The organism is uncultured Tateyamaria sp. (assembly GCF_947487805.1).
In the GTDB taxonomy this organism is placed as follows: Bacteria; Pseudomonadota; Alphaproteobacteria; order Rhodobacterales; family Rhodobacteraceae; genus Tateyamaria.
Map to the genome: position 1 here is coordinate 18,542 of NZ_CANKXW010000011.1, position 16,537 is coordinate 35,078.

15 protein-coding genes are annotated in these 16,537 nt (G+C 60.7%); 5 read left to right on the plus strand and 10 right to left on the minus strand.

The window, feature by feature from the left end:
* The first annotated feature begins 153 nt into the window (after positions 1–153).
* Together Q0949_RS19815 and Q0949_RS19820 are read left to right on the plus strand one after the other, a co-directional pair.
* Positions 154–2,391 (plus strand): ATP-binding protein, encoded by a 2,238-nt coding sequence (locus Q0949_RS19815; protein WP_299376587.1) that lies wholly within the window; start codon positions 154–156, stop codon positions 2,389–2,391.
* 28 nt (positions 2,392–2,419) lie between these two features.
* Positions 2,420–3,490 (plus strand): agmatine/peptidylarginine deiminase, encoded by a 1,071-nt coding sequence (locus tag Q0949_RS19820; RefSeq protein ID WP_299376589.1) that lies wholly within the window; start codon positions 2,420–2,422, stop codon positions 3,488–3,490.
* A gap of 72 nt (positions 3,491–3,562) precedes the next feature.
* On the opposite strand, the gene Q0949_RS19825 is transcribed toward Q0949_RS19820, so the two are convergent.
* The 6 genes from Q0949_RS19825 to Q0949_RS19850 form a co-directional block, all read right to left on the minus strand.
* On the minus strand, positions 3,563–3,955 hold the full coding sequence (locus tag Q0949_RS19825) for a response regulator (RefSeq protein WP_299376592.1): 393 nt from the start codon (positions 3,953–3,955) through the stop codon (positions 3,563–3,565).
* Between the two features lie 115 nt (positions 3,956–4,070).
* Positions 4,071–5,258 carry a HAMP domain-containing sensor histidine kinase gene (locus tag Q0949_RS19830; protein WP_299376595.1) on the minus strand — a complete coding sequence of 396 codons (1,188 nt, stop codon included), beginning with the start codon at positions 5,256–5,258 and terminating at the stop codon, positions 4,071–4,073.
* Between the two features lie 98 nt (positions 5,259–5,356).
* The gene (locus tag Q0949_RS19835) at positions 5,357–8,650 is read right to left on the minus strand and encodes a chemotaxis protein CheB (protein ID WP_299376598.1); all 3,294 of its coding nucleotides are present in this window, start codon (positions 8,648–8,650) and stop codon (positions 5,357–5,359) included.
* 59 nt (positions 8,651–8,709) lie between these two features.
* The gene (locus Q0949_RS19840; RefSeq protein ID WP_299376601.1) at positions 8,710–9,099 is read right to left on the minus strand and encodes a response regulator; all 390 of its coding nucleotides are present in this window, start codon (positions 9,097–9,099) and stop codon (positions 8,710–8,712) included.
* On the minus strand, positions 9,092–10,576 hold the full coding sequence (locus tag Q0949_RS19845) for an ATP-binding protein (RefSeq protein ID WP_299376603.1): 1,485 nt from the start codon (positions 10,574–10,576) through the stop codon (positions 9,092–9,094). Before Q0949_RS19845 ends, Q0949_RS19840 begins: the two co-directional genes overlap by 8 nt.
* Entirely contained in the window at positions 10,573–11,289 is a 717-nt protein-coding gene (locus tag Q0949_RS19850) for a transporter substrate-binding domain-containing protein (protein ID WP_299376606.1), read from the minus strand. The genes Q0949_RS19845 and Q0949_RS19850 overlap by 4 nt, the downstream gene beginning before the upstream one ends.
* A 266-nt stretch (positions 11,290–11,555) precedes the next feature.
* Between Q0949_RS19850 and tig the strand changes: the two genes are divergently transcribed.
* Positions 11,556–12,893: a trigger factor gene (gene tig / locus Q0949_RS19855; RefSeq protein ID WP_299376609.1), complete on the plus strand. Its 1,338-nt coding sequence runs from the start codon at positions 11,556–11,558 to the stop codon at positions 12,891–12,893.
* A 118-nt stretch (positions 12,894–13,011) separates the two neighbouring features.
* On the opposite strand, the gene Q0949_RS19860 is transcribed toward tig, so the two are convergent.
* The 4 genes from Q0949_RS19860 to rpsF form a co-directional block, all read right to left on the minus strand.
* A complete protein-coding gene (locus tag Q0949_RS19860) occupies positions 13,012–13,560 on the minus strand; it encodes a DUF4329 domain-containing protein (protein WP_299376612.1) in 549 nt (182 codons plus the stop codon).
* A gap of 113 nt (positions 13,561–13,673) precedes the next feature.
* Positions 13,674–14,315 (minus strand): 50S ribosomal protein L9, encoded by a 642-nt coding sequence (rplI, locus tag Q0949_RS19865; protein WP_299376615.1) that lies wholly within the window; start codon positions 14,313–14,315, stop codon positions 13,674–13,676.
* Positions 14,316–14,327: 12 nt separating this feature from the next.
* A complete protein-coding gene (rpsR, locus tag Q0949_RS19870) occupies positions 14,328–14,555 on the minus strand; it encodes a 30S ribosomal protein S18 (RefSeq protein WP_005608650.1) in 228 nt (75 codons plus the stop codon).
* Between the two features lie 18 nt (positions 14,556–14,573).
* Complete coding sequence (gene rpsF, locus Q0949_RS19875; RefSeq protein WP_299376618.1) at positions 14,574–14,936, minus strand: 30S ribosomal protein S6; 363 nt, start codon at positions 14,934–14,936, stop codon at positions 14,574–14,576.
* A 257-nt stretch (positions 14,937–15,193) separates the two neighbouring features.
* On the opposite strand from rpsF, the gene Q0949_RS19880 reads away from it, so the two are divergent.
* Positions 15,194–15,679 (plus strand): hypothetical protein, encoded by a 486-nt coding sequence (locus Q0949_RS19880; RefSeq protein WP_299376621.1) that lies wholly within the window; start codon positions 15,194–15,196, stop codon positions 15,677–15,679.
* 126 nt (positions 15,680–15,805) lie between these two features.
* Positions 15,806–16,396, plus strand: a complete 591-nt coding sequence (locus Q0949_RS19885; protein WP_299376624.1) for a YceI family protein — start codon at positions 15,806–15,808, stop codon at positions 16,394–16,396.
* The last annotated feature ends 141 nt before the right edge of the window (positions 16,397–16,537 follow it).

Consider the following 16,537-nt stretch of genomic DNA (forward strand, 5'->3'; position numbering starts at 1 on the left):
GACACTGATCAGCTAAAGGGGAAAAGGCGCAAAAAATTCCCGAAATACGTGTGTTTGCAGGCTGATCCGGTAATGCCACACTGGATCGGAACGGGTCGCGTGCAAGCAGGACATGCCGCGCGGCCATCAAAGAACGGCAAGCCGGATCACTTGATGCTTTCGCAAGGATCACAATCAATACCGCCACCGCAATTCGCGGCCCAGATCGATTTGCTGCGCAAACTCGAGCCGCCGACCAGTTTCCTGTTTCTTTTTCAGGTATTCCTTGTGCTGGGCGCATGTTTTTCCGCCTATGCGCTGGCCGGATGGTTGATCTGCGCCGCTTGGGGCATTGTCTATGTTGCGTTGCTGCTGAGCGAAAAGCTGGTGGTGCGGCTTGTGCCGGCGGCGCCGACACTGCGGGTTTATGCCAGCGTGCTTGTGTTGCTGACACTGCAGGCGTCTTTCTACTGCTTTCTGCCGGTGTACCTTTGGTTCCTCGGCCCGGACGTGGCCAAGTTCGGATCGCTCGCTCTGATCACCGGGTCGACTGTCCACACCATGCTGAACCGCGCGACCTATCCGTCGATCCTGTTGTGCTTTCTGATCCCCGATGCGGCTGTTTTCCTTATCATTTCTGCCCATGCGCTCCTGATGTTCGGCGCGTCGACAGATGCCTTCCTGTACCTGATCGGCGGTCTGGCGATCTGCGCCTATTTCGGCGTGGCCTTCTTGCAGGCGTATCAGCGTGACACGAGGGCGCGGCGCGAGACCGAAGAGCGCAAGGTCGCCCAGGCTGCGCGCGAAGCCAGCGAAATCCGGTTTCAAAGCCTGTTCGACAGCGCTCCGATCCCCATTCGCGAAGAGGACCTGTCAGGCGTGAAACGGCTGGTCGACAGTCTCGGCATCGCCGATCCTGAGGCGCTCTCTCACTATCTGGATGCCCATCCCGAGTTCGTGCAGGCGTGCGGGCGGGAAATCGTCGTGGTGAATGCCAATCAGGCGTCGCTGGAAGAACACGGCTATGCCAACAAGCAAGAGCTGCTCGACCGCGTTGTGGCGACCCTGTCCGAGGACGCGATGAAGATCGTGCGCCTGACGATCGAAGCCATTCACAGGGGATCCCACGGAGAGGCATTCGAGACCAGGATCAGGCGCGCCGACGGCCAGATCCTGACCGTCGCGGCGAAATGGTCAGTCATTCCAGGGCACGAAGACACCTATGCGCGCATCCTGCTGTGCTCGCTCGACATGACCGAGCATCGCAAATCCGAAGACGCCCTGCGCCAGGCCCAGAAAATGGAAGCCGTGGGCCAGCTGACCGGCGGTGTGGCACATGATTTCAACAACATGCTGACGGTGATCGGAGGCAATATCGACCTGATGGCCCATGCCACCGAATTCGATCCGGATCTGGCGGTCCCGATCAAAAAAGCCGTGGCGCGGGGCGCCGAGCTGACCCAGCGGTTGCTGGCCTTTTCCCGAAAACAGCCGCTGACGGCCAGGCCGGTGCATCTGGACGCGCTGGTTCTGGATGTCTGCGATTTGCTGTCGCGGTCGCTGGGTGAGGAAATCGACATCGTCACGCAGCTGGAAGCGGATCAGTGGCTTGCCTTGGCCGATGCCGGTCAGGTCGAGGCATCGCTCCTCAACCTCGCACTCAATGCCCGCGACGCGATGCCGAACGGGGGCACGCTGACCATCGCGACGGCCAAGACGACCATTGCGTCCGAAGGGGACCTTGGCCTTGGTCCCGGTGACTATGTTGTCCTGAAGGTGTCCGACACGGGCACGGGCATGTCGGCCGAAACACTTGCACACGCCTACGAGCCCTTCTTTACCACCAAGGACGTCGGCAAAGGGTCAGGACTGGGCCTGCCGTCGGTCTACGGCTTTGCCAAACAGTCCGGCGGCGAGGTCGAGATTGAAAGCGCACTCGGGACTGGCACGACCGTGTCGCTCTACCTGCCGCGCGCCAAGGAAGTCGAGGCCGCGCGGCCGACCCCCGCATCGGTCACGCATCAGCTGGACGGCGCGGGAACGACCGTTCTCATCCTCGAAGACGACGCCAATGTGAGCGCCTACCTTGAACGTCTGACCCGATCACAGGGCTTTGCCGTACTCACCGCGCAAAACGCGGCCGAGGCACAGCGTGTTGTGGCGCAGGGCGGGCGGATCGACCTGCTGATCTCGGATGTGATGCTGCCCGGCGGTGTGCGCGGCCCGGGCTTTGCCGCGCAATTGCTGGCCGCGTCGCCTGATACGGCGGTCGTGTTCATCTCGGGCCGCCCGTCCGAGGCCCACCTCGAGGCACATCCCGATCTTGCCGCCGAGACCGTCTTGCAAAAACCGTTTGATCGCGATCAGCTGTTGCACAAGATCGAAACGGCATTGCGCCAGCGTTCATCATGACGCGCCACCCGTCGCCACGAGGGCTGAGATGAACAGACGCCACCTGTTGCTGGGCGCGGGCGCATTCGGAGTGGCGAGCACCATGGGCCAGGCCAAAACGCCGACGTATTTCGTGCCACCCGAAGAAGCGCCGCACCTGCGCACCTTCATGCAATGGCCGACCAGCCGCCGGGTGCATCCTGACCCGGTGTTCCGCGAAATGGTGCAACAGACCATTGCCGACATTGCCAACACGATTGCCGATTTCGAGCCAGTGACCATGTTGGCGGCCCAGTCAGACCATCGCGCCGCCCGCCGTCTTTTGTCGAACGCGGTTAATCTGTGGGATGTGCCCACCGAAGATCTGTGGTGCCGCGATGCCGGTCCGCTTTTCATCGTTGACGGGGCAGGGGGCATGGCGGTCAGCCAAATCCAGTTCAACGGGTGGGGGGGCAAGCAGGTGCACGGCCGGGATGCGCAAATCGCCCGCCGGGTGGCCGACCGTCTGGGGGTGGAGATGCACGCAACGGGGCTGCACGGGGAACCGGGCGGGGTCGAGCAGGATGGGCATGGCCTGCTTTTGGCGCATGAAAGCTCGTGGGTGAATCACAACCGCAATCCGGGTTTGACGCGCGACGAGATTGAACACCGTTTGCTGCGTGCCTATGGTGCTGACCGGATGATCTGGTCTGACGGCGTCTGGGGGCAGGACATCACCGATTTTCACATCGACAGCCTCGCACGGTTCAGCGGGCCCGGTCGGGTGCTGATGAATTTGCCGGACGTGCCTGATCGCAACGATCCCTTTCACGTCGCCGCCGTCGCGACGCATGACCGGTTGGTCGGTGCGGGGCTCGAGGTCGACGTGATCCCGGAACCCTTGTTGCGCCGCGTGAACAGCATCGAGTTCGTGGCGTCCTATGTGAACTACTACGTGTGCAACGGTGCGGTGATCATGGCGCAGTTCGGCGATCAAGAAACCGATCGCATCGCGCGGGACGCCGTGGCGCAACACTATCCCGGTCGGGAAGTCATCGCATTGAACGTCGATGCGCTAGGGGAAATGGGGGGTGGGATCCACTGCGCAACGCAGCAAATGCCGGATCCATTCTCGACCTAGCGCACATTCCACGAACAGGCTGCCGCGTGGATCGGAGCAACGATGAGGCGATGATGTGCACCGATGCCCGCACTAATCGACCGGCGCTGGATCCTCTTCGGATGCCGAGGCAGTCACATGCGCGACCATCGTGGTCAGTTCCTTCACGTCGACAGGTTTGCGCAGGACCAGACGCGCGTTGCGCGACATCCCGAACAGCTCACCCTTGGGAAACAAACCGCTCCCCGTCATGAAGATGACCCCGGCAGATGGCGCGGAATACACCGCGTAATTCGCAACATCCGTCGAAAGGCTGTCTTCGATCATCAGGTCGAGCAACAGGACATCCGGCGTCTTGCGCCGCAACATCTGCATGGCTTCTTCGTTGTCGGCGGCTGCGCGTACTGTATGGCCCGCACCCTGAAGCGCCTCGAAGAACATGAATCGAAGGCCCGGATCATCCTCCAGGACAAGTACATCAGCCATCTGCGTCTCCGATTCCAGTGCTTGGTTCTTCTAGCCTTCGTGGTTGAATATAACCTTAATCAACCGTCCCAAGCGGAGCAGAATGCAGCGCAGGTTAACATTCGGTAAAATTCTATCATGTCGCGAGAATGGTAAAGGTTGCGCCGGTTTCGCCGTCGGACTGGGCCGTGATGGTCCAGCCATGTCTGCGGCACACCTCACGACAGGTGGCGAGCCCGATGCCGGTGCCTTCCACATCGGTGTTGCAGCGGCGGAATGGCAGGAAAATCGCCTCGCTGGCGCCGGGGTCGAACCCGCAGCCGTTGTCGCGCACAACCATCTCTACCAACCCTTCATCGCCTTCGGTCAGCGTGATGTCGATATGCCCACTGCGGTCCGGATGCCGGTATTTCAAACTGTTGGTCAGCAGGTTGCTCAGCAACATGCGGACGAGCGTCGGCTCGGCCATAACCGGATTGGCAGTGCCCGTGATCTCCCAACTGGTCCCGGTCGCCTCGAAATCGGCTTCGAGGTCGGCCACTGCCGTCCGTGCCTGTGCCACGAGATCCACGGGCTCGCGCTCCAGCTCCACTGAGGCACTGCGCGCGTGATCCAGGAAATCATGGGTCAGCTTGTCCATCTGTTCGACCGCGCGCGACATGTAGGACAGGTATTCCGCCGCCCGCTCGGGCAGATCCGCGCCGAATTTCACGTCAAACATCTGGAGCAGACCGGACAACGTGTTCAGCGGTGTTCTCAGATCATGCGAGGCCGTGTGCGCATAAGCTTCGGTCGCGATCATCACCTGCTGGAGTGCGGCATGCCGCGCTTCCAACTCGGTCAGCTTTCCCTGCGTTTCGAGGCGGCGACCGTTCATCGCAATCAGCGCGTCCACGGTGGATGTCAGATGATCTTGCGTCAGGTGGTAAAGCGGGCGTGTGCGCCCGGGGGTCGGCAAGAGGGCCACGTGAAAATCCAGTGTTTTGGGAGTCTTGCGCTCGCGCCCGGTCCGCATGGTGAACCGCGCCCGCGCCGTGCTTGCTGCGGCGCTCAACCGCGCGCGTACCTCATCAACCGACTGATGCGTCAATTCGGAAAAATACTTGTCGCGCCCGTCATATTCCTCGAAATCGACCGTCGGGGCGAACTGCCGCTTGGCGCGTCGATTGATCAGCACGACGCGACCCGCATCATCGATCAAAAGCGACGCATAGGGCGCGTTCACGATCGCCGCGTGCAGCTCCGCGAATGTCGGGGTCTCGAACGCGGGCCGCGAAGTGGATGCCGCAAGGACCAGGTCTCCCTGTTTCTTGATATTTGACATGCGACGCCTTCTGACCGAACGGGGAACCGAATGCGCGTACCATGTCGCATGTGGGTAAAACTTTGGTTAAGTTTGCGTTCAACTCCCAGATACGCGTGTCAGGACTGAAGCGCGATATGCCCCTGAGCGCCGTCGTCGAGGCAGATCAGGCTGCCAAAAACATGCGACACCTTTTCGTCCGCACGGCGCCGGACCTGACCTTTGCACAGGCACTGCACGCTCGATCCGTCAGTGCGTACAATACGCAACATCGCCTCGAACGCCTTGCCCTCCAGCAATGCCGCCCGGAAATGCGTCGAAATCTCGCCGCGCATCTCCGGATCAACCATTCGCAGCAGGCTTTCCACCGACGGCGTGTGCACAATCGGGTCATAGCCCACGATCTCGAACATCGACTGGTTCCAACGCGGCGCGTTGTTTTCCACGTCAAAGGTAAAGAACCCAATGCCCAGATCGTCCTGAACACTCTCCATATTGCTCAGCCGGATGCTGCGCTCGGTCTCGTCGGCAGTGTCCCAGACCACACCGATCAACTGGGTCGGCTCACCGTCGGAATTGCGGATCAAAGTGGTTTTGCCGCTGACCGCCACGATGTGACCGCCGGGTCCAAACACCCTGTTGTCAAACCGGTAGCTGCCGCCTTCGTTCATCAACGCCTCAATGCGCTCGGCCGCGTCCTCCCGGTCTTCCGGGTGCACGAGGCTCATCGCCTCTTCCCAGGTCGGCATCTCGCCGGAATCCGACCGCCCATAGATGCGGAACATTTCCGGCGACCAGAAAAGCTCTTTGCTATCAATATTGTAGGACCAATGCGCGACGTGGCTGATGTCATTCATCAGCTCGACAACGCGCGTCAAAGGTTCGCTGTCATATTGTGAAATCGTGATCGACAAACCGATCAGCTTGCGGTGATGATCGTGCACCGGCGACATCACCAGCGAATAGTAGGTCCCGCGCGAAAGGATCGGAATGCGGCGCGTTTCCTGAACCCGCAGAACCACATTGGCGACCGGCGCAAGGGCCGGAAAACCGACCGGCAGATTGCACTGGCTGAGGTGAATGCCCGTTGGCGGAATTTCGGACAGGCCGAACAGATCCAGCGCGATTTTGCTCAGCCGCCGCACCATCAGCGCCTGATCGGCCAGTGCCACCGCATAAGGCGCCGACGTCATCGTCGCCTCCAGTTCCGAGGCCAGCGCCTGACGTTCGGCCGAACTGATCTGCAACTCTTCGTTGACGGTCATCAGCTCTTCGTTCGACGATTGCAGCTCCTCGTTCGAGGTCTCCAACTCTTCGTTTGTGGCCTGGAATTCCTCATTCGTCGATTGCAGCTCTTCGTTGGCCGATTGCAGTTCTTCATTGGCGGTCTGCAATTCTTCGATCGTCTGTTGCAGTGCCTCCTGCGTGGACCGGATTTCCATCTCCATCCGCTCCACATAGGCGCGGTGTTCCTTGTCCGAGATATCGGTGACCTGAACATCGGCCTCTTTCTCGAACCGCGCATTCACCGCGATCAGGCAATGAACCTCTCCGCCCTTGGTGCTGGTAAACGGAAAGGCCTGCAACTGAGCCCGGTTGCCCACGCTCAACGACACCGTATGCCAGCGGCCGTCCCGGCGGCTGGAATTGCGCAGCGCCACGGCAAGCAGGCTCGACACTTCGGATCTCAGCGGCTCGATCAGCATCTTGACGTTGAGCGCCGTCGATGCGCCCGCGCGGATCTCCATGAACGGGCTCAGATCACCCAGCACCTCGATGATGTTGCCATTCCTTGTACAGATCATCCCGTCCGGTGCGACGGCTCGGGCCAGCGACATCTCCGACTCCGCCGCCGCTTCCAGCTGCGCCGCCGCGCTGCCGGGATTGGTTGTACGCTTGCGTATGGACCGTTGCACGGCACGCGATCCCACGCTCAGGGATGCATCACCGGTTGTACCACGGCGCTTGACGAACACCTTGTCCGCACCCTGCCTGACCTCAAAGAACACGCCCATCTCGCCCACGGTTTCCGACGTGCCGAGAAAGAGTAAACCGCCCGCGGACATCGCGTAATGCAAACGGCTCAAAACCCGTTCCTGCAAGGCAAGGTTGAAGTAAATCAACAGGTTGCGGATGCTGACCAGGTCGACATTGATAAAGGGCGGGTCCTGGAACACGTTGTGATGGGAAAACAGCGTCACGGAACGCAACTCGGGGCGGACCTTGATCTCGGTCTCGCCGAGCACGAAATAGTCGCCCAGCAGGTTCGGCGGAATGTCCTGTGCCGCAGCGATCGGATACACCCCGCGCCGCGCGACCTCGATCGCGTTCTGATCGATGTCAGTGGCAAAGACCTGAACGTTGTTGCGTGCCAATTCACCGATACCGCCCAACAGTTCCGCGATGGTGATGGCGATGGAATAGGCCTCTTCGCCCGTGGCACACCCCACCACCCAGACCCGTATGGGCCCTTCCGTACGGTGCTTGAGGCTGTTGCACAGCTCCCGTTCGAGGTTTTCAAACTGTTCGGGGTCGCGGAAAAACCGCGTCACGGAGATCAGCAGATAGCGATGCAGCGCGTCCACCTCGCCGATATTGCTGCGGCAATAGTCGACATATCCGTTGTAATCCTCGATCCCCAGCGCGGTCATGCGCCGGGCGATACGCCGATTGACCGTGTTCTCCTTGTAATCGGCAAAATTCACCTGCGTCCGCGCCAGCAGGATACCAAAAAGCTCGCCCAGCGGGTTGGGTTCGTCCTGCAACGCGCGCAGCCCGTCAAAGTCGCGGGGCCGCGCGAGGATCTTTTCCAGGTGGATGCCGATCTGCTCGGGCGAAAGCGTCAGGTCGACACAGCCGGTTTCAATCGCAGAGGTGGGCATGCCATCATATTTCGCACTTGCGGGATCCTGCGCGATGGTGATGCCGCCGGCCTCGCGGATCGCCTGCACCCCGTAACTGCCATCCGACCCCGTGCCCGACAGAACGATACCCACGCACCGCTCGCCGCACTCGGCCGCCAGGCTCTTGAACAGACGGTCCGCAGAGGGCTTCGGTGCCGCCGGATGGCCCGCCGGGTTCCGCAGGCGCAGCTTTCCCTGCTCCAGAGTGACATCGGAATTGGGCGGCGTGACATAGATCGTGTCAGGCTCCGGTGTCGTCTCGGCGTCCAGTTCGCGCACCTGCAACCGTGTTTCCCGCGCGATCAGGGTCGACAGCACGCTCTTGTGGGTGGGCGACATGTGCTGGGCAACAACATAGACAGCATTTGCGGTCTGCGGCAGATTCTGAGCCAGAAGCGAAACCGCCTCCAGTCCCCCGGCCGAGGACGCTATTCCCACAAAACGGGGCAGGGCGTTCTGCTCTTCGGTTGTTGCGGGGACAGGTGCCTCGTCGGGGCCGTCACTCGTCATGGCAGTTCCTTTGTCATGTGACATTCTGTCGACATGAGTATTCTGTCAGCGAACCGCCCTCAGGCGGCGGCACAATAGCGATCGATCAGCGCCAGCAACTGACCGGGCGAGACCGGCTTGCTGGCAAATCCGTTCATGCCCAGCTGTTCAATCCGCGCGTCGTCGTGGTAGTTCACGTCCGCGGTGACAGCGATGATGGGAACCTCGCGCGGCGGGTTCTTGGCCAGTTTGCGGATTTTTCGCGCGGCATCGATGCCGGACAGCACCGGCATGTGCAGATCCATCAGCACCAGGCCAAACGCCCCGGGGCTTTTGGACAGGGCGTCAAACCCTTCGGTGCCGTTCGTGGCAACTTCGACATCAACACCCAATGTTCCAATGATCTCCTGCATCATAAAGCAGGTGAATTCATCGTCCTCAACCAAGAGCACTTTTTTCCGTTCAGTCATTCTGTGCCTCCGGTCCGGCAGGACAACCTATAGTTAGCAAAAATTCCGTCGAAAAACCATCCCTTGCGGATTCCGAGACCGATAATGTCGCACCCATCAGTTCAGACAGCTCCAGACAAATTGCCAAACCAAGACCTGTTCCCCCATGGGTGCGGTTCAATCCGGCGTCCAGCTGGGTAAACCTGTCGAATATCCGCCGACGCTGGGCCTCATCGATGCCCGGGCCAGTGTCGGACACCGATATGACAAGTCCGCCGTCCGGGCAACTGTCACTTGTCTCATCCGGTCGGGTTGGGCGCACCGCAATCCGAATATTGCCGGATTGCGTGAACTTGGCGGCATTGTCCGTCAGGTTGGTGACAATCTGCGTCACGCGGGCGCCATCCAACTCGTATTTCTCGTCCAGTGACGGGTCCACATCCAGTGTCACTTCGATATCCTTCTGGTGAAAATGGATCGCGGCGGTGGTCGTGTCCTGCCACTGGCGCGCCAGCCTGCGGATGTCGGTGGGGCGCGTCGAAATCATCACCGCGTTTGAATCGAGGCGCGACATCTCCAGCACATTGTTCAGTTGATGGAGCAGCTGCTGCGAGGCGCGCGTCGCCACACGGGCATAGTGACGCTGCCGCTCCGGTACGGCTTCGTCGATCTCGATCAGGTGCAGAAACCCAAGGATGGCATTCAGCGGCGTGCGCACCTCGTGGCTCATCGTGCCGATAAAGCTGGATCGGACGGACAAGGCCTCGCGCGCTTGCTCCTCGCTCTTGCGGCGTTCCACGACCTCGGTTTTCAACGCGCCAAGGTCGGACACAACCCGCGCTTCGAACCGGCGGATGGCGGTGACAATATGGTCCAGATCATCCGCAACCTTGCGCTTGGCCCTGTGCAGGACCAGCTGTTTCTTGTCGGTCGAGATGTCCGTTTCATCCACATGATCAGCGATGTTGCGCAAGTGCCGGGTGATCATCTGGTTGACCACGACCAACAGGGCGACAGCGGCCAGATAGGCCTTGGCCAGGTTGGTCAACAGCGTCACCCAGAACTGTTGGCGCACCCGTTCGAACACTGCATCCAAAGACAATTCGACCCGCAGCTTGCCCAGATCCTGCACCCGGCCGTCGGGTTGATCATATGTAAGATCAAAAACCTGCTGCACCGGCGATTGGCTGGGGGTACCGCGGTCCCATTGGTGCCCTGTCTGGCTGATCAATTCGACATGGGTGATGTCCTCGTTGGCGGCAATGCCATCCAGCAGAATGTTCACCTGATCAAAATCAAAGGTCCACAGCGCCTGTTCCAGCGTATCGGCCAACACCGTTTCGATCTGTTCGAAAATCGCCGTCGCGTCCTGCTTTTGGCGGTTAAAGCTCGACACCAGCTGGATCCCAGTCGAGAAAATCGACAGGACCGACCCGATCAAGAGCGACGCAAGCACCAGCCTGACGCCCAGCGGGTCTTTGAAAAAGCCAATGTTCATCCGTTCACATGCGCATCTATGTGCTTGGCAAGCAAGGTTTCCAGCGTGCCATCCGCGCGCATCTCGGCGAGGGTCCTGTTGAAATCCGCCACGATCTGCGCGCTGTTCTCAAGGCCCGTCCTTACCGCCATGTGCAGATCCTGAGCGGCGAGGACACCGGGCGCCAGTTCCACCCGGTCTGCGAGGGTGGGGTCCTCGGACCCCAGCACATGACGGATCACATCCACGCTGTCGAGCGTCAGATCCGCCCGCCCATGGGCCACCATGTGCACCGCCTGAGACGTGGTGGTCACAGCGGTCTTGTCCAGGTAATCGGCCCGGTCGAATTCATCCTGATAAAGAAACCCCTCGCCAACGGCGATCTTGTAAGGGCGCAGCGCCTCCACGGTGGTGAAGGTGATCTCGGACCCTTTCGGCCGAACCAGCTGCACATTGGTGGTATAGAATGGCTCTGCGTAGGTCAGGAACTCCGCAAGCTCCTGATCCGCAAAGAGGCTGCCCACGATATCGAACGTTCCGCTGCGCGCGCCGTTCAGAACACGGGCCCAGGGCACAACCTGCGTCTCGACCGTATAACCCGCACGCTCCAGCACTGCGGCGATCACGTCCAGTGAGATGCCGCCCCGCGGCAGATCGGGCCCGGAAAAGGGCGGCCAGTCATCGGCCACAACGGACAGCACCTGACCTTGCGCACGCGCTGGCGCCGTCATCATCAGCACACTCACTATCAACGCAGCCGCAAGTCTCAACATATCCAGGTCTCGTCAAAAGTTCTCATCCGCAAACGCGTATAACATGCTTGGACAAGCGGTCTTAATTTAATGTGAATCCTGTTCGAAACGGCGCGGAATATCCCGCAAACCGCACCAATTTGGATCAACGCCGCCTATCCCCTTGCGCAGCGCCGCGACCCTGCATAGAAGGGCGCGAATTTCCGATCAGCCCCCAGCCTGGGGGCCTTTACGCTATGGGAGCACACATGCAGGTCACCGAGACGCTGAATGACGGTCTGAAACGCGGCTATGCCATCACCGTGACCGCCGCCGAACTGGACGCCAAGGTCAACGAAAAGCTGACAGAGGCGCAGCCCGAAGTCGAAATGAAAGGCTTTCGCAAGGGCAAGGTGCCCATGGCGCTGCTGAAAAAACAGTTTGGCCAGCGCCTCATGGGCGAAGCCATGCAGGAAAGCATCGATGGCGCGATGTCCGATCACTTCGAGGCGTCAGGCGACCGTCCCGCGATGCAGCCCGAGGTCAAGATGACCAACGAGGACTGGAAAGAGGGCGACGACGTCAATGTCGAGATGTCCTATGAGGCGCTGCCCGAAATTCCCGAGGTCGATCTCAGCGGCATCACGCTGGAACGCCTCGTGGTCAAGGCAGACGATGCCGCCGTCCAAGAGACGCTGACATCGCTCGCCGAAAACGCGCAGGACTTCAAATCGCGCAAGCCCACGGTCAAATCCAAGGACGGCGACCAGGTCGTGATGGATTTCGTCGGCAAGGTCGACGGCGAAGCGTTCGAAGGCGGCTCTGCCGAGGACTATCCGCTGGTGCTGGGTTCCAACTCCTTCATCCCCGGTTTCGAAGAGCAACTGGTCGGCGTGAAGACCGGCGAGGAAAAGGACGTTACCGTGTCCTTCCCCGAGGATTACCAGGCCGAGCACCTCGCTGGCAAAGAGGCCGTGTTCTCCTGCGCCATCAAGGACGTCAAGAAACCGGTTCCGGCCGAGATCGACGACGAACTGGCCAAGAAATATGGCGCCGACGACCTCGACGGCCTCAAATCACGCATCTCCGAGCAGCTCGAAGGTGAATATGCCGGTGCGGCCCGCGCGGTGATGAAACGCGCACTGCTCGACCAGCTGGACGAGATCGTCAGCTTTGAGCTGCCGCCAAGCCTTGTCGAAGCCGAGGCCAAGCAGATCGCGCACCAGCTCTGGCACGAGGACAACCCGGATGTCGAAGGTCACGATCACCCCGAGATCGAAGCCACCGACGAGCATAACGACTTGGCAGAACGCCGCGTCCGTCTGGGCCTGCTGCTGGCCGAACTGGGCCAGAAGGCCGAGGTCGAAATCACCGATGCCGAGATGAGCCAGGCAATCATGCAACAGGCCCGTCAATATCCCGGTCAGGAACGCCAGTTCTTTGAATTCGTTCAGCAAAACCAGCAGATGCAACAACAACTGCGCGCGCCGCTCTTCGAAGACAAAGTGGTCGACCACATCGTCGAAAACGCCTCTGTGACCGACAAGGAAGTCAGCAAGGAAGACCTGCAAAAAGCGGTCGAAGAGCTGGAATCCGAAGACAGCTGATCCTGTCGCCCTGACGCAAATTCAAAGGCCGCGCTGCTCAGCGCGGCCTTTTTGCATTCCACACCAGATAGCGCCCCGTGTTGCGGGCATTGCCGAACCCGCGCGGTGCATCAAACGTCTAGAACGCCCGTAGATCGTCCAGCGTATAGGTTGCGCGAACCGGGAAAGCGGGGTCCTCGATATGGGACGGGTCCGGCACCAGGCAGTTCAATCCGCAAATCTGCCGCGCGATTTGATTGCGGGCATCCACGTACCACATCCGTCCGCCCGGCGTTGCGATATAGCCGTCGGTGCCGTCCTCGATGTCGGTCCGCATGTCAGCAAAGGACGGCACCTCGGTGAAATAGTCCGGGCTCCAAGCGCCATGTGTGTGATAGGAAGCCAGCACCACGAAGGACACCGAAGCAGGCGCAGGCGGCAGGCAGGATGACACCCGTCCACGCTGTGGCGCGGTGGCGATCAGGGTACCGGCAGCATCCACACCGATCAGGCCACAATACTCCCGATCCTCGGCAATGGATTGCGCCTGAAGGTCGTTGAACAGCCCGGCGACAAAGGCAACTTCCGCAGGCGACTGCGCCAGGGCGCGCGGCGCCATCTGGATCGTGGCCGGGTCGTCGACCACGCAGGCCGGCAGGGCAAGACAGAAGAGCAGGGCAGGGCGCATGTGGCCCAGACTGGCGCGACAGCGCACGTGCGTCAAACACCAAACATTGCAAATGCAAAAACGCCGCGCCTGGGGTCCGGGCGCGGCGCTTGTTGGTCTGGCAATGGCCGGGATTACGCCTTGGCGGCGTCGTCCTCTTCGGTCTCTGCCTCGTCGGTCGCGATGCCCGCGGATTCCGCCAGTTCTTCGTCGTCGGATGCCGCGGCACCGATATCGTCGAACAGCTCCTGAATTTCGAACTCAGCTGCGGCTTCCTCTTCGGCAGCCAGCTCCTGGATCGACTTGCCGGAGGCTTGCAGCTCGGCTTCTTCTTCCGACCGTGCCACGTTCAGCTGGATCACCGCCTCGACCTCGGGGTGCAGGGTGATGTGCACATCGTGCAGGCCCAGCTCCTTGATCGGGTTGGGGATCACAACCTGCTTGCGGTCGACCGAGAACCCTTCGGCGGTGGCCACGTCGGACGCGTCACGCGGTGTGACCGACCCATAGAGGTTGCCACCGTCAGAGGCCTGGCGAATCACGATGAACTGCTGACCGTTCAGCTTGTCACCCAGCGCTTCGGCCTCTTTCTTGGTTTCCAGGTTGCGCGCTTCCAGCTGTGCTTTCTGCGCTTCGAAATCCGCGATGTTGGCCTTGGACGCGGTCAGCGCCTTTTTCTGGGGCAGCAGATAGTTGCGGGCATAGCCCGACTTGACGTCGACGACGTCGCCCATCTGACCCAGCTTGGCCACGCGTTCGAGAAGGATAACTTGCATATCAGTCGCTCCTTATTTCACGGCGTAGGGCAGCAGGGCGAGGAAGCGGGCGCGCTTGATGGCACGGGCCAGTTCGCGTTGCTTCTTGGCCGAAACGGCAGTGATACGGGAGGGCACGATCTTGCCACGCTCAGAGATGTAGCGTTGCAGCAGGCGCGTGTCCTTGTAGTCGATCTTGGGCGCGTTCTCACCGGAGAACGGGCAGACCTTGCGACGGCGGAAAAATGGTTTTGCAGCCATGGTTTAGCTCCCTCTCTCTCAGCGACGCTCGCGGCGTTCGCCGCGGTCACCACGTTCGTCACGTTTCTGCATCTGGACCGATGGCCCTTCCGCGTGCTCGTCGACTTTGATGGTCAGAACGCGCATGACATCGTCATGCAGGCGCATCAGACGCTCCATCTCCTGCACGGCGGCAGCAGGCGCATCGGTGCGCATATAGGCATAGTGGCCCTTGCGGTTCTTGTTGATCTTGTAGGCCATGGTCTTCACACCCCAGTACTCGTTGTCCACGAGGGTGCCACCATTGTCCGACAGGACCGTGCCAAAATGTTCGATGAGCCCTTCGGCCTGAGTGTTGCTCAGGTCCTGACGGGCGATCATCACATGCTCATAAAGAGGCATGGACGTACTCCACTTGTTTCAAGGCGCATTTCATAGACCGATCCGAATGAACCCTGCGGGATGGTCACGAGAGACTGCGCGGCAAAAAGGTCTTTGCAGGGACGCGTCCGTATACATCGCTGAGCCGTCCGCGCAAGGGAAAAGGCGGGGCGACGCGACAGGCAAGGCGCCGGGCACGGCCTTTTCACGCTGAGGCCGCATTTTCGTCAAGTTTGAGCGAAAGAATGCGGATATTGATTAACGAGGATACCAGAGCAATGACCGCCATTCCTGACGTAGTACCACAGTCCCAGATCCCCGAAACGCCCCACATGGTGGACGGACGCCGCTGGATGATCCGAGGGGCCCGGCAACTGGCTGGTGCGGCGCTGGTCCTGGCGGCTATGGGGCTTTGGGTCCAACCGGGCGCGCAGCTTGATGCGGACCTGTTGCTGATCAAATTCGCGCTGTCGCTGGTGATGGGCTTTGCCGGTCTGGCGGTGGTTCAGGCCGGTCTGCCGGAGCCTGCCATTTCCATCGAGATCGACACCGTGCGCCGCGAGGTGCGCCTCGTGCGCGGGCAACGCAAAAGCCGCACGCTGGTCAGCCGCACCAAAATGGCCGATCTGGGCGCCGCCGAACAGAATGGCACGATGACCCGCCTGTGGGCGGCGGATGGCACCTTGATCGCCGAAGTCGCGCTGACGGATGCAGAGGCACGCGCCAGCCTGCTGGGCGCGCTGCGCGACGCGGGCAAGCTGTAAAGCCGCGAGGACAGGCGCACGCGCATGTTCATGTGCGCGCATATTCTGTTGAGTGCTGTGGAATTGTGCGAATAAACGCAGCGGCTCATGTGTTTGTCACAGACCACATCACATGGAGCCTACCAGATGAAATCTCTTCTTTTCGCCGCCGCCCTGTCGACGACTGCCGGTTTTGCCGTTGCTGACACATGGTATCCCGATCCGACGCATACGGACGTTGTCGTGACTTGGAACCACGCGGGGTTCTCGCTGCAGACGGCCAAGTTCCACGAGGTCAAGGGCACGCTGGAGTTTGACGCGGGCAATATCGCGGATGCCAAGGCGGATTTCTCGGTTGTCGCGGCCAGCGTCGATTCCGGTGTCGAGGCGCTCGATGCCGAACTGATCGGACCCGGCTTTCTGGACACGGCCAACCACCCGGACATCCGGTTCGTGTCGACATCTGTGGAACAGACAGGCGACATGACCGTCAAGGCCACGGGCGAGATGACAATGAAGGGCGTGACCAAGCCGGTCGTCTTCGACATCACCGTGCACAATATGGGGCCGCACCCGGTTGGCGGGTTCTTTGACTACTACAAGGGGGAATGGCTGGGCATGACGGCCACCACGACCATCAAGCGGTCGGAGTTCGGCATTGACGCCTTCATCCCGGTCGGCTCGGACGAGCTTGAGATCGTGATCAACTCCGAGATGCGTCTGGGCGGCTGGAACTGATCCAGCGCCTGAGCGCTTTTCGTTTCGACAGAAGGGCCGCGTGGTGATCCACGCGGCCCTTTTTCGCGGCCCTGTCAGAAAAGACACGCCTGCGGCGTGACGCGATGTTTTTCAGGGACACCTTTTCAGGTGCCCCTGGTT